Consider the following 22,348-nt stretch of genomic DNA (forward strand, 5'->3'; position numbering starts at 1 on the left):
ACTACCGGGATAGTGGACTTCGTTTCGTTTAGAAGGAAATAGTTTCGCCGTCATCCGGAATGAGGAAATGAGCGGATAAATGATGGGCAGCCAAGAAATCAGCAATCATATCACGGCGCAGAAGACAATGATTGACGGATTCGAGATGCGAGACGATGATTGTCGACTCAGCAGCTGCTTGATGAACGGCGAGTAAATCGCGCTGGGACATCGTAATCGGTTCTCCGGTCAAGAATTGTGCCGCACCACTGTTGACGACGATGATGTCGGGTGCATGCTGCTCGATTGCAGTTGCGACATCATCACACCAAATCGTATCACCGGTGATATAGAGTGTCGGTTCGTCGGGATGCGTCAAGACGATACCGGAAACGGTGCCCATCCGTTGGCCGATTTCGCCAACACCGTGTTGACCCGATGTATGAGAAACGCGGATATCGCCGAGTGACAATCCGTTCTCAAACGATGAGACGTTCGTGAATCCGGCTTCGCGGATCGTAGCCGCATCTGACTCATTTTGAGCATAAAGAGGAATCTGTTTCGGTAAGACTTTTTTTGCCGTCTCGTCAAAATGATCGGCATGGAGGTGGGTAACAAAAATTGCATCGGGATCAAGTAATGTCGAGACATCGACCGGTAAGTCGACGAGCGGATTCGAGACGGCGTTTGGCGTTTGACCAAACGGCGGCAAAGTTCCTTTTTCACCGAGAAACGGATCGATTAAAAAAACTTGGTTAGCATAAGTGACGACGAGTGTTGCATTACGAATCTGTTGAATATCCACGGGCAGTCTTCCTTTCGGGTTGGGAATGTTTCACTGTTCGTTCATTTCCCATTCAGCCGCCGTGTTAATCATATTTGATCGTCGATCGTTTTCGGAAGCAACTTTTCCATCGCCAGGACATCGACATAATACCCGTTGAGCATGCCCTGTTCCTTAAATGTTCCGACAATCCGGAAACCGGACCGGATGTAGAGCTTTTGACCGATCTTATTGAACGGAAACGTAAACAGGATTAACTTATGGAATCCGTGCGTAATCGCGTGTTCTTCGATGACCTGTAACAACTGACGACCGATGCCTTGTCCGCGGTGGGTCCGGGTGATGTAGACCGATAATTCACCGACCGATTGATAGACGGGGCGCGGGTTGTAGGGGTCAAGTGAGATGAAACCAAGAATCGTTGTTCCTTCATACGCCACAAACCCGGCATAGCGGGGTGTTCGTTCCTGATACCAATCCTCCATAAAGGACAATTTCTTAGTATCCGTTTCAAGCGTCGCGATCCGGTCTTCGATGCCTTCGTTATAGATGGCGAGGATGTCTTGTAAATCAGCTTCTTGGACAGGACGAATCATCATACACGTGACCTCCATTCAAATGAGTCTTTTCTTCATTATATAGGAGGAAACGAAAACAAGCGGTATGTTTGTAGGATAGGAATGGAGCAGAAAAAAACAGACAGCCGGATGGTCCGGACCGTCTGTCTTCAGGATGTTCCTCAGTTCGTTGTTTCAATCGGATCTTTTTCATAAATCGGCACCCAACCATCCGTCGTCACGAAAATCCGGACGGCAACGACTTTGCGATCGTCCTGGAGCGTGAAGTAATGACGTGTATTGACGGGAACGGAAATCAAATCTCCGGGGTTCAGTTCAATGTTGTAATAGCCGACTTCGTCATCCTGGATCGCAAACACACCGTGACCGCTGACGATGAACCGGACTTCGTCATCCGTATGGTGATGCTCCTTTTGGAAGTTGACGAGCAGTTCATCCAAGTTCGGTGTTGCATCGGACAGTGAGATGATATCGGCCGTTTGATAGCCGCGACGTTCCGAGACATCGGTGATTTCCGGTTGGAACGTATCGAGAATCGTTTGTTTGTCCGCATCCGTCAACGTATAGGTGTCGACCAGTTCTGCGGGAAGCTTCGACACATCCCATTGTTCATATAGCACGCCGCGTGAAGCAAGGAATGAAGACACCTCGTTTTGATCCGTATACCGTTCGTTTGTCTTTTGGAAAAGTACTGTTGCCATTTTAAATTCCTCCTTTTAATGAATCGCCTGTCGGCACGTTTGTAGTTTTAACGTGTAGCTGAACAAAAATTCAAAGGCTTCCAACTGTTTTTTCGCTTCAAAGGCAGTCGGTGCCCAGACGGTGATCCCGTGATTTCGAATCAGGACGGCGCCGCTTTGCGTTTTTACATGCTTGGCAAACACTGCAGCAAGAGTCGGGATATCCGAATGGTTCGGGATAATCGGCACGACGACTTCCGCATCTTCTTCCCAGCGACCAAGTGCCTTGATGATTTCCTGACCGGTAAATCGGATTTCCCCACGGTCTCCGTAGAGTTCCGAAATGACATTGTTGTCGACCGTATGGACGTGAAGCGAGCAGCCGGCCGTCGTCCGGTTAAACACTTCGACATGAAGTAAGGTCTCAGCAGACGGACGTCCGTTTTGTTCGCCGATCAATTGACCGGTCGCGTCAACATGGACGAAATCGTCCGGCGTGTCCTGGCGTTTATCTTTGCCGCTTGACGTCACAAGAAATTCTGTCGGACTGCTGTTCGTCCGAATGGCGAGGTTACCGCTCGTACCGGGAAACCAGTCGCGTGCAGCGAACTCCTGCTTGATCGCGCGGAGTTCTTCGTATCGTTTCAAAAATGTCATGCATGCACCCCCGTTGTCTGCAGATGATCCACAATGTCGTAAAACGTTTCAAACGGCGTGTACGGAATACCGTGCTGTTCGCATAGCGTAATCAGATAATCACGGGCGTAGACATGATCAGCCTGTTTCGCCAGTTCAAAATCCGTCACGGAGTCACCAATCGCGATGATCGTGTCACCGTCCTGCTTCAGCTTCCGGGCGATTGACGTTTTACAACAGCCGCATTGATTCGTACAGGCCGCGTCACAGGCATGCGGCCATTCAATCTGCACTATCTCCTCACTGAAGTCACTACCGTTACAGTAAATCGCTTCATCTGTCAGTAAATCGGCAAGAATCGGTTCGACAAAAAAGTCGATCCCGCCGCTGACGATGGCAAAGTCGATTCCGTTCAATTTAGCAAAAGCGAGTAAGGTCTCAAAGCCGGGACGGATGACAGCCCGATCAATCAAAAAATCAACATAATCTTGTTTTCGATCTGATGGGAGCAACCGGAACATCTGTCCGACCCCGGATTGAATCGACAGCGAGCGGTCGAGCACACCTTCTTTCAACGGTTCAAACGCTGCCGGCGGGGCAAATTCCTTCATCAAGGCGATGATATTATCGTGTTCCGTCACGGTCCCGTCAAAGTCACATAAAATCCGGATTGTCATTTCGTGATTCCCCAAGCGTCGAGGGCAATTCGTAATTCTTCCTGCCGCACCGCAGCACTTGTCAGCGATTCTCCGGTCAGTGCGGCGTCGAGCGCCTGACGGAATGCGAGGACACCGGCAGCGGCACCTTGCGGATGACCGTGAACGCCGCCTCCGGCATTGATGACCGAGTCGGTACCGAAATCACGGACGAGCTGGGCGACGAGACCGGGGTGGATACCGGCCGACGGAACCGGCAAAATTGTCTTCGTGTCCCCGATCCGGGTTGCTTCGACGGCGATCCCGCGGGCCAAGTCTTTGGCGAGTGCCACGTTCCCGTACGGCGATGGGAACAACGTCAAATCGGCACCAGCCAGTCGCGGTAACGTTCCGAGCAGAACAGGAGCCGCAATCCCGTATTCGGGACTTGCGATCAAGGCACCGCTTAAGGCCGGATGATTGAAGATTGGAACGGAAATGTCCGAATCAGCCGCTAACTCGCGCAGGACGTCGAGTCCGTATGTAAACGTATTGAGCAGGAAGGCGGTCGCGCCGGCTTCAATCAAACGTTTCGCTTGATCCTTCAAGCCGAAGACGGGACCGCTTAACGTAATCGCGTAAAGCGCCCGTTTGCCGGTCCGTTCATAATGGGCATCGAGGACTTCCCGGCCAATCCGTGCCCGGTCGAGTGCCGGCGTCAACGGATTGTCGTACAATATCTCATCATCTTTGACGAGATCGATGCCGCCCGCGAGCTGGGCTTCGAGTTGTTCCCGTAAAAAGACGAGGTCTCGTCCGATGACCCCTTTAAAGATGCTCATCAACAGGGGACGGTCATGGACTTGAATCAACTGACGGATTCCTTCAATCCCGAATTTGGCACCGGGGAAGTCGTTCGTGAACGACGGGGGAAGCTGTAGATCGGTTAACTTGATTTGTCCGTCGAGCGACAGTTTGCCGAAGACCGTCGTTAAGATAGCGGAAAAGTCGCGTGAGACGTTGTGTTCCGGATAACGGATCGTGATGTAACCTTTGCCGTCATGTTCTTCGGTATGAACAACCTGTCCTTTGAAGGATTCCAGCTGCTGCTGTTCCAAATGATTTAAATCGGTCCAGGAACCGACCGTCAGACCGAGCGCGATTTGTTCTGCTCGTTTCGGCAACTGATCGGTCGTGCCGAGTTGGTACGTTGCGGTAATGTACGCCATATGAATCGTCTCTCCCTTATTGAAAAATACAAAAATGGTCCCTCGTCAATGACAAGAGACCATGAAAAATTGCGCGTGGACTCTTATCTGTCAGCGTGATAGCTGCAAGAATTAGCACCGTGCCAAATGGTCGGTTGCTGCGACATCGTAGGGCTCGTCCCTCCGTCTGCTCTTGATAAGAATTGGATGAAATTGTGAAATCTAATTGCAATTTTTACACGAGATTGGTCCCTTGTCAAACTATATTTTGAAAATTTATTTTTTTGAAAATACTTCTTCTATAGACGGTTCCGTTTTTTAAGACGTTTCACTAAAAATTGGAATTGACAGACGACCAACCGCGCACGTAGTATTCAAATCAACATCAACCACACGACAACTACATATGACTCTTATCGTGAGTTGGCAGAGGGAATTGGCCCGAAGACGCCGCAGCAACCGACCATCCGGCACGGTGCTACATCCAACAGACATTCGTCTGAGAGATAAGAGGACGGAGTATTCTACTGCGCCTCTTTTCTTTGACGAAAAGAGGCGTTTTTTCGTGTGATCAACAAGGAGGAAACCATAATGGGATACCAAGCATTTACAGTACAGGACGCGATTGAACGGGTCCAGACACTCGGATTGATCGGCAAAGGACCGGTGACGGCAGAGGAAATCGGGGACGGGAACTTAAACCTTGTCTTTCGGATTCAATCGGGGAATCAGCGATTGATTTTAAAACAGGCTTTACCGTATGCGAAAGTCGTCGGCGAAAGTTGGCCGTTATCGCTTGAACGGGCCTGGATTGAACAGTCCGCCTTAAAAGAATTTGCAAAAGTCGCCGTTCCGTTCGTCCCGCACGTCTACCATGCGAGTAAGGAAGAGGCATTTACGGTGATGGAGGATTTGTCTCACTTGACGATTGTCCGGACCGGCTTGCTCGAAGGGGAGAAGTATCCGTTGCTTGCGGAACATATCGGCTCTTACTTGGCGCGAACACTGTTTTACACGTCGGATTTTGCACTTGGACCGGTCGCAAAAAAACAAGTGGCGCGGAACTACTACAATCCGGATCTCTGTGATATCACGGAAAAATTAATCTTTACAGATCCGTTTTATGACGCGGAAACGAATGCGGTTGAAGACGGGCTGGAATCGGAAGTGGCTCAGTTGTGGCAGGATGCAGCGCTGAAACGCGAAGTCGCGAAACTCGAAGCCCTGTTCATCACGAAGGGCGACGCGTTATTACACGGGGACTTACATACCGGAAGTATTTTTGCTTCAGCCGATGAAACAAAAGTCATCGATCCCGAGTTTGCCTTTTACGGACCGTTTGGTTTTGATGTCGGACAATTCATCGCCCATCTCTGCTTTGCCGCGTATCCGAACTATGCCGAGTTACGGGATGGACGGGTGAAAGATATCGATACATTTTGGCTGACCTTTGCGTCGACGTTCAAAGCATTGTGGGAGCGGGAAGCGGTGGAGCCGTTCCGTTCAGCGGACGGGCTTGTTGACGATGTCCTCAGCACGATTTTACAGGACGCACTTGGCTTTGCCGGATGTGAATTGATCCGCCGAACGATCGGACTAGCACCGGTCGCCGACCTCGAGAACATCACGGACGCGGGGGAACGACTCGAGCGGAAACGCCATGCGTTACGCCTTGGAGTGGCATTGATTAAACGCCGGACTGAATGCAAGACGTTCACTGATTTACGGAACTTTGATTTGACGGAGGAACTCAGCCGATGAGCCAATTCGTCCAAAGCATCATCTATGAAAATGGGACGGTGACGATCTTGGATCAGACCCGGCTCCCGGAAGAAGAACGGTATGAAATCATTCATGATTTAGCGCAAGCGATTGACGCGATCAAACAATTGCGAGTCCGTGGTGCACCGGCGATCAGCCTGTTCGGCGGCTTCATCCTTGTACAGGAAGCATTTCGGACGACAGGGTCGCTTCCTGAAGCGAAACAAGACTTGTTGACGGTATCGGCACAACTACTCGCGACCCGACCGACCGCCGTCAATCTGCGGAATGTGCTAGATGAGCTGAATCAGCTGATCGTCTCGAGCACGACGCTTGCCGAGTTGCCAAAACGGTTGGAACAAAAAGCACTGGCGCTTTATGAGGCGGATGCCAAGACATCCCGGCAAATCGGTATTCATGCGCTGGAATTGTTCCAGTCCGGTGACCGGATTCTGACGATTTGTAATGCCGGATCGATTGCGACAGCGGCTTACGGGACGGCACTCGCTCCGTTTTATCTCGCGAAAGAACAGGGGATTCCGCTCGCCGTTTATGCATCGGAAACCCGTCCGTTACTGCAGGGAGCGCGTCTGACGACGTGGGAACTGCAACGGGCCGGAATTGACGTGACGTTGATTACGGACAACATGGTCGCGCATACGATCAAGGAAAAGAACATAACTGCCATCATCGTTGGTGCCGACCGGATTACCCGAAACGGCGATACAGCGAACAAAATCGGCACGTTCCAACTGGCGTTACTGGCCCGTACTTTCGGGATTCCGTTTTATGTCGCCGCACCACTTTCGACCTTTGATTTTACGAGCTTATCGGGAGACGAGATTGAGATTGAAGAACGCGATGCCCGTGAAGTGACGCAACTGGCCGGAAAAGTGACGGCGCCAGCCGGAGTGGCGGTTTTTAATCCGGCGTTTGACGTGACACCGCACGAATTAATCACGGCAATCATTACGGAACTCGGGGTCATCGAACATCCATCCGTTGAGACGATCGGGCAGACAATCGGACAACAGATACGTTAAACAGACAGGGGAGATCGAGATGAAAAAATTAGCATTTGCGGTACTTGCACCAGCGGTCTTGCTGGCTGCTTGCGCCAATAGCGAAGCGACACCGGCGAAAAAAATCAGTGGTGTACCGGAAGGCGTCCAGGGTGACGTCAAGATTGCCGTCATCCGCAATTTGGCATCCGACGATCATACGAAACAGTTTTTGGACGGAGCCCGGTCGGAAGGGGAAGCACTTGGTTTTCAGGTCAACACGTTCATTTCGGAAGGCAATGACGTCAAATTCAAGGAACTCGTCGCGCAAGCCGTTCAGCAGGATTATGACGGATTGATCATCTCGCACGGAAAAGAGGATTATGCCTACGACATGATCAAGCCGGCGATTGACAAAGGAATTAAGATCGTCACATTCGATACGGTGACGAAGAAAAAAGACCAAACGTTAAAAGGCATCACGGAAACATTCCAGGATGATCACAAGTTGGCACAGCTTTCGCTGGATGAAGTGACGAAAGTGAAGGATGACAAGCCGGTCCGAGTCATCAAACTGTGGTTCGGTCCGGGTTTTGCACCGCTTGACCGCCGTCAGGAAATCTACAAGACGTATGAAGCAGACGGGAAAATCAAGACGCTCGAGACAGTCGGACCGACGAACTTCCAGGATGTCCAAGGCGATATCGCGACGAAGATGAACGCAATTCTCGCCAAGTATCCGAAAGGAAGCATTGATGCCGTCTGGGGTGCCTGGGATGAAGTCGCCAAAGGGGCGTATAAATCCTTAAAAGACAACAAACGACAGGAAATTCCGCTTATTTCAATCGATGTCTCGAATCAGGACATCAATCTGATGCGTGAGAAGGGCAGTAATTGGGTGTCGACGAGTGCCGTCGATCCGCATTTGATCGGGCAGACGGACATGCGTCTGCTTGCGAAAAAGCTCGCCGGCGAAACAACACCGGACAGTTTTGACCTGGACGCCAAACTGGTCGAGCAAAAAGCGTTGAAAGCCGACACGACGATGTACAATCTCGATACGATCATCAAAGGCTGGAGTACATCCGAAAAATTCAATGAACCGTGGATGGAAAAACTGCGGAAAGCGAATGACGGGAAATGACCCGTCCGGTGAATGAACAACGACTGGAGATGAAGGGGATTTCAATCGAATTTCCCGGCGTCAAGGCGCTGGATGATGTTGATTTTTCCGTGCGCCGCGGGGAAATCCATGCGCTTGTCGGAGCGAACGGAGCCGGTAAATCTACGCTGATGAAAGTGTTGGCCGGGGCGTACGATTCATATGATGGAACGATTTGGTTTGACGGTCTGCCGCTGACGATTGATTCACCGGGTGCCGCGAAACGGGCCGGGATTGAAATCGTCTATCAGGAAGTCGATACGGCACTGGTCGGTTATTTGACCGTCGCCGAGAATATCTGTCTCGATGTTCTGACGAGCGGACAGCTGAAAGGGTTCATCAGACGGCAACGATACGAGGAAATAGCCGAGCGTGCTTTACGGAAACTGAAGGCGTCGATCGATGTCAGGCAGCGGGTCAGTGAGCTGCGACTGGCCGAAAAACAACTGGTTTTGATTGCCCGCGCTTTGGTGCAGGAGAGTCGGTTCCTGATTTTAGATGAGCCGACTGCCCCGCTCAGCGGACGGGAAACGGAGCAACTGTTTCGCATCATTCGTGAGCTGGCAGAGACGGAACAACTGGGCGTCATCTTCATTTCCCACCGCCTGCAGGAACTATTTGAGATTTGTGAATCCATTTCCGTCATGCGTGACGGGAAACTGGTCTCACGGCAGCTTCTTGCCGGACAAACAAAAGAAACCGTCGTCGAACAGATGCTTGGTTGGCGTCTGCGGCAATCGAAACGACAGACGCGTCCGGCAGGCGTAGCCTCACTTGAGCTCGACCGGATCACGGTCACCGGGCACCTCAACCAGGTCTCCTTAACGGTCCGTGCCGGAGAAGTAATCGGCATTGCCGGACTCGTTGGTGCTGGCAAGACGGAATTGTGTAAAACGATTTTCGGGTCGCTTCCTGTTACTTCGGGATCGATTCGTCTGCACGGAGAAACACGCCGCGTCCGTTCGCCGTATGATGCGGTCCGGCTTGGTATTGGACTTGTGCCGGAAGAACGGCGGAAAGAAGGGATTTTAGTTTCGGATCCGATTGATCAGAACATGACGGCAGCCAGTCTCAAACAATTCGTCAACCGGTTCGGGTTCGTACAAAAGATGAAAGAGCGGACCGCAACAAAAAAAATCGTTCAGCAACTGTCGATTAAAGTCAGCAGTACCGAGCAACGTGCCGCCGACTTATCGGGCGGCAACCAACAAAAAGTCGCCATCGGAAAATGGTTGCTTGCAGACGCGTCCGTTTTAGTGTTGGATGAACCGACAAAAGGTGTCGATGTCGGAGCGAAAGCGGAAATCTTCCAAGTGATTGACCGGTTGGCTGCAGAACAAAAAGCCGTCATTTATGCGTCGAGTGAACTGGATGAACTGCTAGCTGTAACCGACCGGATTTATGTCATGTATGACGGGGAAATCGTGTTTGAGACGACCACTGCGGAAACGACCGAAGAACAATTATTGTGGTATGCAACAGGAGGACGACAGAATGAATGACGTATTGCACGAACCGACGGCAAAGCCGGACACACCACGAACCGCACCGGGAAAACCGGTGTTGCGTTTCTTGAATGACTGGGGCATCGTCCTCGCGATTCTCGCACTTATTCTGTTCTTTGCCATGACGGCACCGAATTTTTTACAAGGGACGAACCTCGTCAACATTTTACGAAGTATCTCGATTGTCACGATCATCGCCATCGGGTTAACGGTTTCGTTGACGGTCAACGGGTTTGACTTGTCCGTCGGCTCGACTGCGACCTTCGCCAGTTCACTCGTCGTATCTTTTTTTGTGTGGTACAGTCTGCCGCTTGGCGTCTCGATTGGTCTGGCCCTCTTGATTGCCTTGGCGGTCGCACTCGTTAATATTTTGTTGATCGTCCAGTTCAAGATTCCCGATTTGTTCGCCACACTTGCGACGATGTTCATTTTTGAAGGCGTCGCGATGACCTATACCGGTGGCGGGTCAATCAGTGCCGGGATGCCCCGTCTCGACGGTACACCGACGGTCGGCATGATTCCGGAATCGTTTCTGACCATCAGTCAAGCACCGTGGATTATTCTGATCATGCTCGTCGTCGTCGCCGTGACGCATGTCTTTTTGAACCACACACGGCATGGACGTTTTCTATACATCATCGGCGGAAATCCGGAAGCGGCTCATCTGACCGGGATTCGGGTTAACCGGTACCGGGCAGTTGCTTATTTGATTGCCGGATTACTGGCGGCTGTCGGCGGAATCTTGCTGGCATCGCAAGTCGGCTCCTCCCAAATCAATGCCGGATCCGGTTATTTGATGCCGGCCGTCGCAGCGGCCTTCATCGGTTCTTCATTTGCCGGACAAGGCAAGCCGAATGCGCTCGGGACACTGGTTGGTGCTTGTCTCGTCGGAATTCTTGAGAACGGGCTCGTCATGTTATCGGTACCGTATTATTCACTTAACATCATCAAAGGTGCCGTTTTGGCGCTTGCCTTGGCTTCGACCTATTACCGTTTCAAAAAATAATTAAAAAAAGAGGTTTAACTTCGAATAGAATCGGTAATATTCAGTATATGAAAGGATGGTGATGCACATGAATGATTATCAATGTATAGGGAACGATCGCATGTCGCTTCGAGAAGAAGAGGATCACCGGACTTGACGGACGCAACATGACAATAGACACGAAGTGATTCGTGTTTTACGTGCAGATTGCACGGCTCAAGAACGGTTTACGATATGTGATCGTTCCTGAAAGCAGGAAGGGGGAGTCGCGAACAGCGGCGCCCCCTTTTGTGCGTATTCAACTATCCCTATGCCTTTAAAAGCATCGACAGATATGAGAAGATATAAAGAGTCAGAAAATTCAACTACTAAACAGCAAGGGGCCAGACGATGCGAACATATACGAAGGAGATTCAAGCGATCATCGACAACGTAGAAAAAGTAATCATCGGAAAAGAAAATGTGATTACACAATCTTTAGCAGCATTACTTGCCGGAGGTCACGTGTTACTCGAAGACGTACCGGGTGTCGGGAAGACGATGCTCGTTCGGGCTTTCAGCCGTTCGATTGGTTTGACATTTAAACGTGTACAATTCACACCTGATCTGCTGCCGTCCGATTTGACGGGGGTTTCGATGTATAACCAAAAGACGGGTCAGTTTGAATACCGGCCGGGTCCTTTGATGGGAAATATCGTCCTGGCAGATGAAATCAACCGGACCTCACCGAAAACACAATCAGCATTACTCGAAGGGATGGCGGAAGCAAATGTAACGGTGGATGGAGAAATTCACACGCTTCCTAATCCCTTTTTTGTCATGGCAACTCAAAATCCGATTGAACACGAAGGAACGTATCCGCTTCCGGAAGCCCAACTCGACCGGTTTTTGATTAAGGTCAAGATGGGATATCCCGACTTTCAACAAGAAATGAAGCTATTGACGCGGTTCGAACGGGATGAACCGATTGAGACGCTCGAGTCCGTCATCACACGTGACGAATTGTTACGGATGAAAGAGGCGGTGAAAGACGTTCATGTCTCGCAACCGGTGAAAAAATATATCGTCCATCTGGTCCAGGCGACACGGACACATGCATCACTTTATCTCGGAGCCAGTCCGCGGTCTTCGATTGCCCTGATGAAAGTGGCGCAAGCCTGGGCGTACATGGAAGGGCGGTCATTCGTCTTACCGGATGACGTCAAAGAACTGTTGACACCCGTGCTCTCGCACCGGCTAATTTTAACAGCGGACGCGCGCTATCACGGACAGACGGCAGAACGAGTTCTCGAACAAGTGAAAAAAGAAGTCGCCGTACCGATCCAGCAAGACGTGGAGTCCTTATGACAAGATGGCAAATCGGTTGGCGTTACGCCGTCTTGCTGATCACACTCACAGCTTTATGGGTATATGCCCGGATTGACGGCGGGAACGTCGCATCGCTGCTGGTTTATGTCATGGCAGGATTGACCGTGTACTGGACACTGTTTTTGATCTGGCCTGTCACACAAGCGATTGCGACGCGGGAAGTCTCCAATAAAATGCTGATTGCCGGAACCGACATTCCGGTGTCGCTTCAAGTACGACGGAAATATCCGTTCCTCGTCGGTGCCGTTGACGTGACGGAAGCCGTTCCGGCAGCACTTAGCGAAGAACCGCTGAACATCCGGCATCCGCTGCGGGCGCATTACCGCAAAGTCGAACACATCGACTATTTGATTCCTTCGATCCGCCGTGGACTGTATCAAATTCCCGGATGTGTGCTGGAAATACGCGATCCGTTCGGCTTGTTCATGCGGAAAAAACTTTATCCGGTCGAAACATATCTCGCCGTTGAACCGGCCCGGTTAGCGGTTCAACTGCCACACGAGGATGACCGTGGCGACGGCGGGATTTCTCCCGTCTCCCTTGATCTCCGGCAATCGTCCTTTACGGTCGTCGGTGTCCGTGAATACGTCAGTGGGGACCGGATGAACCAGATCGACTGGAAAGCGACCGCGAAACGGCAAGGATTGATGACGAAAACGTTTGAACGGGAACAGGAGCGCGAGACGACGATCGTATTTGACGAAGGAACGGTCAGTGATGAGAACTTCGAGAAAAGTATTTCCATGCTGGCCGCCGCGACGGATCAACTGAATAAACGCCATCTGAACTACCGGATTCACCTTGTCGGGCACGGGGTCCAGTCCTTGTCGTTGCCGCTCGAAGGCGCAAAATTGACCCACTACCTGATGACGGCGCAACCGAGCCGGACCCGGTCATTCATCGAATCGTGGGAATACTCTTCCAAAGCGTTACGGCTGAACGGAAACGTCCTGTTCATCACACCGGATCTCGAATCCAACAATGAGATGTGGATTTCGAAAGTCCGGCAGGAAGCAAGCGTTCATGTCTATACACCAGAGAGGAGGACGACCGGATGATGCGACGATTGATTTGGAACCTGCTCGCCGGATTGCTGTTTGCGAGCTTCATGCCGCCGTTACTCGAACTGACGACGTTTGAGAGTGTCATTCCGTTTTTGCCGCTCCTGTTGACACCATTACTGCTGTCGCATCTGCGGCGCAGCTGGTTTTTACTCGGCAGCCTGCTCGCCCTGCTCGTGTCGTTTTACTTTATTTTGATTCCAGGAGAAGCACCGTGGAATCTGTTCCGTGAAATCGCGGGCGACATCAAGCGTGTCATCAACGGGGAATTACCGGGACGTCCGGCATTTGCCTTCTCGATTGGACTGATCAGTTTCTTGATCGGCTATTTGGCACGGCGGACGTTTCCAAACCGCGGCTTTGTCTTCGGTCTGGCCCTCGGTGTCATCGGCTTCATTGCCTACTGCGACACGTGGACGGATTACTCAGGGGAACAGTTCATCATCTATCCGATCGTCCTGGCGCTGTTTTTGTTATATGCGACAGAAGTCAGTGAACGGCCGACAGCATCCTATGTCCGTCCACTCAGTGCGTTGCTGATTATCGGAGCGACAGTGGTTGCCGCATTTCAGAGTCCGGTCATCACGGCGACATGGCAGGACAGCTGGTATGACTGGACCGATGGTTTCGAGAGTGAGGGCACATCGTCGAGCCGGATTCAAAAAGTCGGCTACGGCAACAACGACGAACAGTTGGGCGGTCCGTTCCAGATGGACGATCGGGAAGTCTTTCAGGTCGAAAGTGAAGGCAGCCGTTACTGGCGTGTCGAGACAAAAGACGTCTATACCGGCAAAGGCTGGGTCCTGTCGAAATCAGAACCCGAAATCGATTCGCGGGGATTTTTCTCGCACTTCGGAGATGATGTCAAGACACGGGAAGAACGGGCGACATTTGAACTGTCACGGGAGCTGCCGTTTGTGCCGTATAACGGGGACAACGTCCGTTTGAGTGTAGACAAGCAACGGCAAAATCTGTTGATTGATCCGGAAAATCAAAAGGTCTCGTACCTGGATGACGCGGAGCGTCAGCAAAATTATCAGATTCAATATACGTATCCGTTGTTTACGGAAGAATTGCTTCAGACGGATGAGCCGATCACATTGTCCGAGATGGAGCAGGACCGGTATTTACAGTTACCGGATACGTTACCGAACCGTGTCCGTGATCTCGCGGAAGAGATTGTCGCGGATGAAGACAGTCCGTGGGATAAAGCGAAGGCAATCGAAAGTTATTTTGAACAGGAAAACTTTGAATACAATACGGAAGAAGTCGCTGTACCGGAAGAAAATCAAGATTATGTCGATCAATTTTTATTTGAGACGAAACTCGGTTACTGTGATAATTTCTCGACATCCGCAACCGTGTTGTTACGTGCTGCCGGTCTGCCGGCCCGTTGGGTAAAAGGATTTACGGGCGGCGACTCCGATGTCATCGGGGCAGCCGTGACGAGTTATACGGTCCGCAATAAAAATGCTCACTCGTGGGTCGAAGTGTATATCGAAGGACCGGGTTGGGTACCGCTTGAGCCGACCGTCAGTTTTGACGGAGCCGGGCAATATACAATCGATCAGGAAACGAACAATGAAACCGAACAAGCCAATCCGCAGCGGGATACGGAGACGGATACCGAAACGGCAACACCGAACCGTCCGCAGGAAAATCTGCTCGATGAAGAACAAACGACGACAGCGGCGCAAACCGAGCAACAGTCGTTCCCGATTTGGCCGGTTGTCGGTCTGATTGTTGGAGTGCTGTTCCTCTATCTCTTCCGAAAACCATTGATCCGGACGGCAGCGGTTTTATTCTTCCGCAACCAGCTTCATCGTCCGGAAGGATTCAAGCGGATGTACCGTTTCTTATTGCGCCGCCTTGATAAACAAGGATTCCACTACAAGGACGGCCGCACACTGACGGAACTTGCGCATGAGGTCGACGGATATTACGAAACGTATGCGATGCGTCCGTTGACCGATGCCTACGAACGGATGGTCTACGGAGGCGAATCGTTATCCGCTGATAAAAAACGTGAATATTTCGAAAATATCATTCGACGGATAGAGGGTTGATATTTTCGAATTGATACAGTTACAATAGGAACAACGTAAATCATACATGCATCTCCTTTGTATATACTCGCGAATATGGCGTGAGAGTCTCTACCGGGTCACCTTAAACGACCTGACTATGAAGGAGCAGACCCTTCGTATACACTTTTTTGTGAAGCGGCCTGCTCTTTTTCCATTTATCTATGGGGGAAGAGTGGGCTTTTTTCATCGGGTTACGCATGAAATTGGAAAGGCGGGAATAGATTTGGAAGCACATTTGGACCAAGAAATGATCCTCGTCCTCGACTTTGGAGGTCAGTACAATCAATTGATCACACGCCGTATTCGTGATCTCGGAGTTTACAGTGAACTGCATTCGCATAAGATCACTGCAGCGGAAGTAAAAGACATCGCACCAGCCGGTATTATCTTCTCTGGTGGACCACGTAGTGTCTACGCAGAAGACGCGTACCGCTGTGACCCGGAAATCTTTGACCTCGGCATTCCGATTTTCGGAATCTGTTACGGTATGCAATTGATGTCGCAACACTTTGGTGGAACGGTCGAACGTGCCGGACACCGTGAGTACGGAAAAGCGACATTGACACTCAATGATCCATCACCTATGTATGCGAACCTCCCACTCGAACAAACGGTTTGGATGAGCCACAGTGACCTCGTCACATCGGTACCAAACGGTTTCGTCGTCGATGGAACAAACGTCTCGTGCCCAATTGCTTCAATCAAAAACGAAGAACTGAAGATGTACGGCGTCCAGTATCACCCGGAAGTTAACCACACGATGTTCGGAAAAGAATTGTTGAAAAACTTCTTGTTCGAAGTCTGTCAGTGTACAGGCGACTGGTCGATGGGGAACTTCATCGAAGTCGAAATCGCAAAAATTAAAGAAGAAGTCGGCGATAAAAAGGTCCTTTGTGCTCTTTCAGGCGGCGTCGACTCGTCAGTCGTCGCAGCACTCATTCACGCGGCAATCGGTGACCAATTGACATGTATGTTCGTCGACCACGGTCTCTTGCGTAAAGGGGAAGCCGAAAGTGTCATGAAGACATTTGCGGATCACTTCCACATGAACGTCATCAAGATTGACGCGCAAGACCGCTTCTTGAACAAGTTAAAAGGGATCTCGGATCCTGAGCAAAAACGTAAAATCATCGGAAACGAATTCGTTTACGTCTTCGACGAAGAAGCGTCGAAATTGACGGATATGGACTTCCTTGCACAAGGAACGCTCTACACGGATATCATCGAAAGTGGAACGGATACAGCCCAAACGATTAAATCACACCACAATGTCGGTGGATTGCCGGAAGACATGCAGTTCAAGTTGATTGAACCAATCAACACGTTGTTCAAGGATGAAGTCCGTGCACTCGGAAAAGAACTTGGTTTGTCTGACGAAATCGTTTGGCGTCAACCTTTCCCAGGGCCAGGTCTCGGCATCCGTGTCCTCGGTGAAATCACAGACGAGAAACTCGAAATCGTCCGTGAATCAGATTTCATCCTCCGCGATGAGATTAAAAAAGCCGGTCTTGAACGCGAGATTTGGCAGTACTTCACGGTCTTGCCACCGCTTCGTTCAGTTGGTGTCATGGGTGATGAGCGGACATACGACTATGCAGTCGGAATCCGTGCTGTAACGTCGATTGACGGCATGACGTCGGACTGGGCACGCATCCCGTGGGACGTGCTCGAGAAGATTTCAGTCCGGATCGTCAACGAAGTTCAGAACGTTAACCGCGTCCTGTACGATGTGACGTCGAAACCACCTTCAACGATTGAGTGGGAATAAGTACTGATTTGTTGAGTTGATTCGTCTCGTGAAGCCTGTCGTACCAACGTTTTAAAGGGGATAGGTGAAATGAAGTCTGTTTCACCTTCAACAATTATATTTAAAAATGAAGCTCTCTTTTGTTCACATGATTTGTGGATGAAAGAGGGCTTTTTTTATCGGAATTATGGAGCTGTTGGACGACTTTAAACTGATCTCGCAAACTCAAGTAGATCGAGATTGCATCCGGCGCTTGCTATAATATGAAGTGAATAATTAAACGGAGTGGGTAGGTGCAATTATGATTGATTGGACATGGACTGAAGTCGACACATTAGAGAAACAGGAGAAATGGAATGAAGCAAAAGCATATCTACTAAACTCTTGGCGGCAAAATCCAACAGACTTAAAAACTGTGATTCGACTGGGATTTTTTTGTTGGTATGTCGTAGTCGAACAAGGACCGCTAGGAATTACAGATGCAGATGTAGATATGGATGAATTAGAGACGTTACTGGAGGAAGTTACACATTTCGGCTTAATCCATTTTATGACGAATGAGGATTTTCTCTGGTGTTTTGGTTATATGATTTCAATGTTTCCCGATTACTTTGGCGACTATGAACAGTGGGAAGAAAAAGGTATCTCCATGTTAAAACGTGCTTCTGAACTATGCCCGGGTGAACCTATATATACTTATTCATATTTAGGATCCTTCTCGAATACTTATGACAAACATAAAAAGATAATTCAACAGGTGCAAACTGTTTTAGAAGATCGATTTAAAGGAGAAGGCTTATTGGCAGAATACTTTAAAGAAGTACTCCGTCAACGTTAACTTTCAATAAGGAACAAGCTCCATACGAATTAAAAATTTGTTTCCAATCTGAAGAGCGACTGTGAGCTGCTTTCTTTTTCGCGTGATGCGTCTACAACATTTCTGTTTCTTTTCTTCAAAAAAACGTGTGTTTAAATGTAGACTTTAGTAACTTAAAAAGAGAGATATCAAAAAGAGAGATATCAATCAACAGATGAAAAGAGGAGTTGGAGGAAGGTAATGAACGGACGCGATCGGGTTTACGATCATGCCAAATTAGTATTGATTTTTTTAGTAGTCCTCGGTCATATAATCGAGCCCTTTATTTCAAAAAGTTCAGGAATGGAAAGTACATTTAATTTTATTTATTTGTTCCATATGCCAGCTTTCATTTTCATATCGGGTTATTTTACAAAGGGAAAATGGACTCTTAAAACCGGGCTGAAACTCTTTTTGGACTATCTCGTGTTATTCATTATGATACAACTGGTATTTGTAGCGTTTATGAAAGGGATCGGAATTGACCAATATCAATTCTTGACGGTACAACCGGCTTATATTTACTGGTATCTGTTTGCGATGTTTGTCTGGAGTCTCATGCTGCCGGCGGCTCTTTGGCTGGGACGATGTGTCAAGATGGGAATCGGACACGTTTTATTGGTTAGTATGCTGGTGGCCTTGGGAGCCGGCTACATCGATCAAATCGGCTGGGCATGGAGCTTATCGCGCATTTTAGTCTTCTTTCCATTTTTTGTGCTCGGCTATTACTTTAAGAGTCGTGGATGGATCATCTATCAGGTGTTCCCTCGTGGAATGGCTTTAGCAGTCATGCTGGCTGGTGCTTTGATCATGTGGATCTGGCCGAATCTTTTTCAGTTTGATCTGCTGAGTGGAGCAAATTCGTATTCGAAGATCGGATTAAACGAAATCGGATTAATCGTGCGACTTGTTCTGTATCTGATTCAGTGTCTGATGATCATGGCATTCTTTACATTGTTGCCGAGAAAGCCGTTCATATTTTCTCGCCTTGGAACAAAGACGCTGACCATCTACATTCTTCACGGATTCATCGTCAAAGGACTCGTTGCCGTTTCGTATTTCAATGAGCTTACCGTAGGGAAAGTACTGCTCCTTCCGATTTTGGCGATAGTTCTTGTAATAGTCTTAGGAAGAGTACCGGTACGCTTTCAGCTATCGCCGCTCATTTTAAAGAACGATAAGCGTAATCAGAAAAGCTTAGGGAAAGTCAGTTGATCGAAAAAACGCTTCCAAAACCGAACGTTCGGATTATTTGAACGACTAAATTTCGCTTTTATGGTTGACCGGTGATTTAGAGCGTGCTACGATGTGTCTGTTCTTATTTTAATCATCCACTAAAAAAAACAAAAAATAATGCCGTATAATTCTGGGGATATGGCCCGGAAGTCTCTACAGGAACACCTTAAAGGTTCCTACTACGGCGTGCACTGATTCTGGTGTGCGCTTAAAGAAACGGCTTTTACCGCTTAGGTAACTGCCGTTTTTTCGTTTCTTGAGACGGCTTATTTGGAAAGAGGGCAATCATGAGCACACAGATGAAACCGCAACAATCGAAACAAAAGGAGAATGCGATTGCGCGTTACTTCGATTTTAATGGACTCGGTACGAATATGCGGACAGAGTTCATCGCCGGTATGACGACGTTCTTCGCGATGGCCTACATCTTGTTCGTCAATCCGAACACACTCGCAGAAGCGGGAATGGATGCGGGAGCGGTCTTCGGTGCCACGGCACTCGTTGCCATCATCGGTTCGGTCACGATGGGCTTACTCGCCAATTACCCAATCGCTTTAGCACCCGGCATGGGACTGAATGCGTTCTTCGCTTACAGCGTCGTCATCGGAATGGGTATCCCGTGGCAAACGGCTTTATCCGGTGTTTTAGTATCCGGTCTGGTCTTCATGGTGTTAACAGCGTCTGGTATTCGGGAAACAATCATCAATGCGATTCCGGAACCGCTTAAAATGGCAGTAGCTGCCGGAATCGGTTTATTCATTGCTTTCATCGGTTTGAAAACAGGTGGTATCGTTGTCGCCAACGAAGCAACACTCGTGTCACTCGGTAACTTAGGGCAGGGAACGACATTACTTGCTGTCTTCGGTTTAGTCATCTCAGCCATCTTAATGACACGTGGAATTAAAGGGGCCATCTTCTTCGGAATGATCATCACAGCCATTGCCGGTATGATCTTTGGTTTAATTCCGGTCCCATCAAGTCTCGGTGAAATCGTTTCAGCACCACCAAGCATCGCACCGACATTCGGTCAAGCATTCTTACACTTTAATGAAATCTTCACAGTCCAGATGGCAGTCGTCATCCTGACATTCTTCTTCGTTGATTTCTTCGATACAGCCGGAACACTTGTTGCGGTCGCAAACCAAGCAGGATTGATTAAAGAAAATAAAGTCCCGCGTGCCGGTCGCGCCTTGATTGCAGATTCAACAGCAACGGTCGCCGGTTCAATTCTCGGAACGTCGACTACGGTCTCTTACATTGAATCAAGTGCGGGTGTCGCAGCAGGCGGTCGTTCAGGAATGACGGCGATCGTAACCGGTTTATTCTTCGGACTTGCATTGTTCTTCTCGCCACTCCTCGCGATTATTACAGCACCGGTAACAGCACCGGCATTAATCATCGTTGGTGTATTGATGGCTTCATCTCTTCTCCAGATTGATTGGAAGAAGTTCGAATATGCGGTTCCGGCCTTCTTGACGGTCATCATGATGCCGCTCACGTACTCAATCGCAACCGGTATTGCCTTCGGATTCTTGTTCTATCCAATCACGATGATCGCAAAAGGTCGTGCGAAGGAAGTCCATCCGATCATGTACGCGATGTCACTCGGATTCCTTGCTTACTTCATCTGGTTACACTAAGTTTTCGTGTTGTAATGACGTCTTTCTTCTATATAGAAGAAAGGCGTTTTTTTTGTGGGGGAGGGAAAGAGGAGTAAGAGGAGGTGTTTCGATGATTGAAAAGATTACAGGTCCCGTCTTTGAATACTTGGCGGAAGACAAACGGTTGATTCAGGTGGCGCGAAAAGTCGGTTTGCCTTTAGGTGGAACATTTTTTGTTGGCGGGCAGACATTGGACGAAACAGTTGAAACCGTTCAAACATTAAATCGAGACGGGCGGGCAGTGACAATTGACTGTCTAGGTGAATTCATTGAATCGGAACATGATGCGGCAGCAATCGCCAATGAATGCATTAAAGTCATCCATCGGATTTCAGAGGAGGGACTGAATGCTCAAGTCTCACTGAAACTCACATCAGTCGGCTTACGACTCGATCCACGAATCGCGGTAACACAAATGACCCGAATTTTAGAAACGGCAGAACGTTTTGATATGCGTGTGACGGTTAATATGGAAGAAGAGGCCGTTTGTGAGACGATCATCCAAGTTTTTGAACAGTTGCGGCATCGGTTCTCAAATGTCGGAATCGCGTTGCAAGCCAATTTATACCGAACGCGTTTTGATCTCGAACGCTTGCAATCCACCGTTCGTGTCGTCAAGGGGGCGTATACCGGTCCAAAAGATATTTATATTGAACGAAAAGAAACCGTTGATATGACATATTTACAGCTGGTCAAACAAAACCTGTTGCAAGGGTGTTATACGCAGGTGGCGACACATGACGAAGACATGATTCAAGAAATCATTCGTTTTGTGCATCGACAGGGAATCGGACCCGAACAATTTGAATTTCAGATGCTTCAAGGGATGCGGCCGAACCGGCAAAAGGAATTAGTAGATGAAGGATACCGTGTCGTGATCTATGTCCCGCATGGCGTTGATTGGTATACGTATTTGATGAAACGTTTGGCGGAACGGCCGGCAAACATCGTCTTTACCGCAATCAGTATGTTAAGACTCTAAAGGCTTTACAAAGGGTTTTTAAATCCTTTGTAAAGTTTTTTTGAAATAATGCTTGTGTTTGTCGAATTTTGTTGGTATATTAATAAATGTTCCAGCGAGACGCCTTTTATAAACGGTTTGTTGGGGCTGAAAAATCTTTTCTAAAACATGGTTGACATAATCGAAAGAACCTGTTAATCTATTGAAGTCGCTAACACGACGCAAAAGAAATGACGAACTTTGAAAACTGAACGATGAGGCAAAAAACGTATCTTCGGATACAAACAATGAATGAAGCGCAAGCTTCGTCAACGTGACTCCGGTCACAACAACGAGCAAGTCAAACACTTTATGGAGAGTTTGATCCTGGCTCAGGACGAACGCTGGCGGCGTGCCTAATACATGCAAGTCGAGCGCAGGAAGCTCACGGAACTCTTCGGAGGGAAGTGAAGGGAAT

Annotated in this window: 19 protein-coding genes, 1 rRNA gene and 4 riboswitches; of the genes, 14 read left to right on the plus strand and 6 right to left on the minus strand. The window is 49.1% G+C overall.

Annotated features, from left to right (window positions below):
• Positions 1-28: 28 nt before the first annotated feature.
• The 6 genes from MUN34_RS12505 to MUN34_RS12530 form a co-directional block, all read right to left on the minus strand.
• On the minus strand, positions 29-784 hold the full coding sequence (locus MUN34_RS12505; protein WP_026829331.1) for an MBL fold metallo-hydrolase: 756 nt from the start codon (positions 782-784) through the stop codon (positions 29-31).
• Between the two features lie 68 nt (positions 785-852).
• Positions 853-1,362, minus strand: coding sequence for an arsinothricin resistance N-acetyltransferase ArsN1 family A (locus MUN34_RS12510; RefSeq protein ID WP_247857959.1), 510 nt, complete (start codon positions 1,360-1,362; stop codon positions 853-855).
• A gap of 140 nt (positions 1,363-1,502) precedes the next feature.
• Positions 1,503-2,042, minus strand: coding sequence for a 1,2-dihydroxy-3-keto-5-methylthiopentene dioxygenase (locus MUN34_RS12515; RefSeq protein WP_247857960.1), 540 nt, complete (start codon positions 2,040-2,042; stop codon positions 1,503-1,505).
• A gap of 15 nt (positions 2,043-2,057) precedes the next feature.
• Positions 2,058-2,678 (minus strand): methylthioribulose 1-phosphate dehydratase, encoded by a 621-nt coding sequence (locus MUN34_RS12520; protein ID WP_247857961.1) that lies wholly within the window; start codon positions 2,676-2,678, stop codon positions 2,058-2,060.
• A complete protein-coding gene (locus tag MUN34_RS12525; RefSeq protein WP_214850650.1) occupies positions 2,675-3,334 on the minus strand; it encodes a 2-hydroxy-3-keto-5-methylthiopentenyl-1-phosphate phosphatase in 660 nt (219 codons plus the stop codon). Before MUN34_RS12525 ends, MUN34_RS12520 begins: the two co-directional genes overlap by 4 nt.
• Positions 3,331-4,521: a 2,3-diketo-5-methylthiopentyl-1-phosphate enolase gene (locus MUN34_RS12530; RefSeq protein ID WP_247857962.1), complete on the minus strand. Its 1,191-nt coding sequence runs from the start codon at positions 4,519-4,521 to the stop codon at positions 3,331-3,333. The genes MUN34_RS12525 and MUN34_RS12530 overlap by 4 nt, the downstream gene beginning before the upstream one ends.
• 80 nt (positions 4,522-4,601) lie before the next feature.
• Positions 4,602-4,703: riboswitch (SAM riboswitch) on the minus strand.
• A gap of 207 nt (positions 4,704-4,910) precedes the next feature.
• Positions 4,911-5,013, plus strand: a riboswitch (SAM riboswitch).
• 78 nt (positions 5,014-5,091) lie between these two features.
• On the opposite strand from MUN34_RS12530, the gene mtnK reads away from it, so the two are divergent.
• From mtnK to MUN34_RS12600, 14 genes are all read left to right on the plus strand, one after another.
• Positions 5,092-6,261 (plus strand): S-methyl-5-thioribose kinase, encoded by a 1,170-nt coding sequence (mtnK, locus tag MUN34_RS12535; RefSeq protein ID WP_247857963.1) that lies wholly within the window; start codon positions 5,092-5,094, stop codon positions 6,259-6,261.
• Positions 6,258-7,304: an S-methyl-5-thioribose-1-phosphate isomerase gene (gene mtnA, locus MUN34_RS12540; protein WP_247857964.1), complete on the plus strand. Its 1,047-nt coding sequence runs from the start codon at positions 6,258-6,260 to the stop codon at positions 7,302-7,304. Before mtnK ends, mtnA begins: the two co-directional genes overlap by 4 nt.
• A 19-nt stretch (positions 7,305-7,323) precedes the next feature.
• Entirely contained in the window at positions 7,324-8,406 is a 1,083-nt protein-coding gene (locus MUN34_RS12545; protein ID WP_247857965.1) for a sugar ABC transporter substrate-binding protein, read from the plus strand.
• Positions 8,403-9,926, plus strand: a complete 1,524-nt coding sequence (locus MUN34_RS12550; RefSeq protein WP_247857966.1) for a sugar ABC transporter ATP-binding protein — start codon at positions 8,403-8,405, stop codon at positions 9,924-9,926. Before MUN34_RS12545 ends, MUN34_RS12550 begins: the two co-directional genes overlap by 4 nt.
• Complete coding sequence (locus tag MUN34_RS12555) at positions 9,919-10,935, plus strand: ABC transporter permease (protein WP_026829321.1); 1,017 nt, start codon at positions 9,919-9,921, stop codon at positions 10,933-10,935. The genes MUN34_RS12550 and MUN34_RS12555 overlap by 8 nt, the downstream gene beginning before the upstream one ends.
• A 369-nt stretch (positions 10,936-11,304) precedes the next feature.
• Entirely contained in the window at positions 11,305-12,261 is a 957-nt protein-coding gene (locus tag MUN34_RS12560; RefSeq protein WP_026829320.1) for an AAA family ATPase, read from the plus strand.
• A complete protein-coding gene (locus MUN34_RS12565; RefSeq protein WP_026829319.1) occupies positions 12,258-13,340 on the plus strand; it encodes a DUF58 domain-containing protein in 1,083 nt (360 codons plus the stop codon). The genes MUN34_RS12560 and MUN34_RS12565 overlap by 4 nt, the downstream gene beginning before the upstream one ends.
• Entirely contained in the window at positions 13,337-15,409 is a 2,073-nt protein-coding gene (locus MUN34_RS12570) for a transglutaminase TgpA family protein (protein ID WP_247857967.1), read from the plus strand. The genes MUN34_RS12565 and MUN34_RS12570 overlap by 4 nt, the downstream gene beginning before the upstream one ends.
• Positions 15,410-15,446: 37 nt before the next feature.
• A riboswitch (purine riboswitch) is annotated at positions 15,447-15,548 on the plus strand.
• A gap of 129 nt (positions 15,549-15,677) precedes the next feature.
• Positions 15,678-17,198 (plus strand): glutamine-hydrolyzing GMP synthase, encoded by a 1,521-nt coding sequence (gene guaA / locus MUN34_RS12575; RefSeq protein WP_034770322.1) that lies wholly within the window; start codon positions 15,678-15,680, stop codon positions 17,196-17,198.
• Between the two features lie 280 nt (positions 17,199-17,478).
• On the plus strand, positions 17,479-18,015 hold the full coding sequence (locus MUN34_RS12580) for a hypothetical protein (RefSeq protein WP_247857968.1): 537 nt from the start codon (positions 17,479-17,481) through the stop codon (positions 18,013-18,015).
• Positions 18,016-18,234: 219 nt separating this feature from the next.
• Positions 18,235-19,248 (plus strand): acyltransferase family protein, encoded by a 1,014-nt coding sequence (locus MUN34_RS12585; protein ID WP_247857969.1) that lies wholly within the window; start codon positions 18,235-18,237, stop codon positions 19,246-19,248.
• 121 nt (positions 19,249-19,369) lie between these two features.
• A riboswitch (purine riboswitch) is annotated at positions 19,370-19,471 on the plus strand.
• A gap of 133 nt (positions 19,472-19,604) precedes the next feature.
• The gene (locus MUN34_RS12590) at positions 19,605-20,909 is read left to right on the plus strand and encodes an NCS2 family permease (protein WP_026829315.1); all 1,305 of its coding nucleotides are present in this window, start codon (positions 19,605-19,607) and stop codon (positions 20,907-20,909) included.
• A gap of 91 nt (positions 20,910-21,000) precedes the next feature.
• Positions 21,001-21,912: a proline dehydrogenase family protein gene (locus tag MUN34_RS12595; protein ID WP_247857970.1), complete on the plus strand. Its 912-nt coding sequence runs from the start codon at positions 21,001-21,003 to the stop codon at positions 21,910-21,912.
• 327 nt (positions 21,913-22,239) lie between these two features.
• Positions 22,240-22,348, plus strand: a 16S ribosomal RNA gene (locus MUN34_RS12600); the annotation flags it as partial.

The organism is Exiguobacterium sp. 17-1, assembly GCF_023096305.1.
GTDB lineage: Bacteria > Bacillota > Bacilli > Exiguobacteriales > Exiguobacteriaceae > Exiguobacterium_A > Exiguobacterium_A sibiricum_A.

Coding starts and splice junctions, on each gene's coding strand:
- MUN34_RS12510 (WP_247857959.1), bottom strand. CDS start 1,362: ATGATGATTCGTCCTGTCCAAGAAGCTGATTTACAAGACATCCTCGCC.
- MUN34_RS12515 (WP_247857960.1), bottom strand. CDS start 2,042: ATGGCAACAGTACTTTTCCAAAAGACAAACGAACGGTATACGGATCAA.
- MUN34_RS12520 (WP_247857961.1), bottom strand. CDS start 2,678: ATGACATTTTTGAAACGATACGAAGAACTCCGCGCGATCAAGCAGGAG.
- MUN34_RS12525 (WP_214850650.1), bottom strand. CDS start 3,334: ATGACAATCCGGATTTTATGTGACTTTGACGGGACCGTGACGGAACAC.
- MUN34_RS12530 (WP_247857962.1), bottom strand. CDS start 4,521: ATGGCGTACATTACCGCAACGTACCAACTCGGCACGACCGATCAGTTG.
- mtnK (WP_247857963.1), top strand. CDS start 5,092: ATGGGATACCAAGCATTTACAGTACAGGACGCGATTGAACGGGTCCAG.
- mtnA (WP_247857964.1), top strand. CDS start 6,258: ATGAGCCAATTCGTCCAAAGCATCATCTATGAAAATGGGACGGTGACG.
- MUN34_RS12545 (WP_247857965.1), top strand. CDS start 7,324: ATGAAAAAATTAGCATTTGCGGTACTTGCACCAGCGGTCTTGCTGGCT.
- MUN34_RS12550 (WP_247857966.1), top strand. CDS start 8,403: ATGACCCGTCCGGTGAATGAACAACGACTGGAGATGAAGGGGATTTCA.
- MUN34_RS12555 (WP_026829321.1), top strand. CDS start 9,919: ATGAATGACGTATTGCACGAACCGACGGCAAAGCCGGACACACCACGA.
- MUN34_RS12560 (WP_026829320.1), top strand. CDS start 11,305: ATGCGAACATATACGAAGGAGATTCAAGCGATCATCGACAACGTAGAA.
- MUN34_RS12565 (WP_026829319.1), top strand. CDS start 12,258: ATGACAAGATGGCAAATCGGTTGGCGTTACGCCGTCTTGCTGATCACA.
- MUN34_RS12570 (WP_247857967.1), top strand. CDS start 13,337: ATGATGCGACGATTGATTTGGAACCTGCTCGCCGGATTGCTGTTTGCG.
- guaA (WP_034770322.1), top strand. CDS start 15,678: ATGATCCTCGTCCTCGACTTTGGAGGTCAGTACAATCAATTGATCACA.
- MUN34_RS12580 (WP_247857968.1), top strand. CDS start 17,479: ATGATTGATTGGACATGGACTGAAGTCGACACATTAGAGAAACAGGAG.
- MUN34_RS12585 (WP_247857969.1), top strand. CDS start 18,235: ATGAACGGACGCGATCGGGTTTACGATCATGCCAAATTAGTATTGATT.
- MUN34_RS12595 (WP_247857970.1), top strand. CDS start 21,001: ATGATTGAAAAGATTACAGGTCCCGTCTTTGAATACTTGGCGGAAGAC.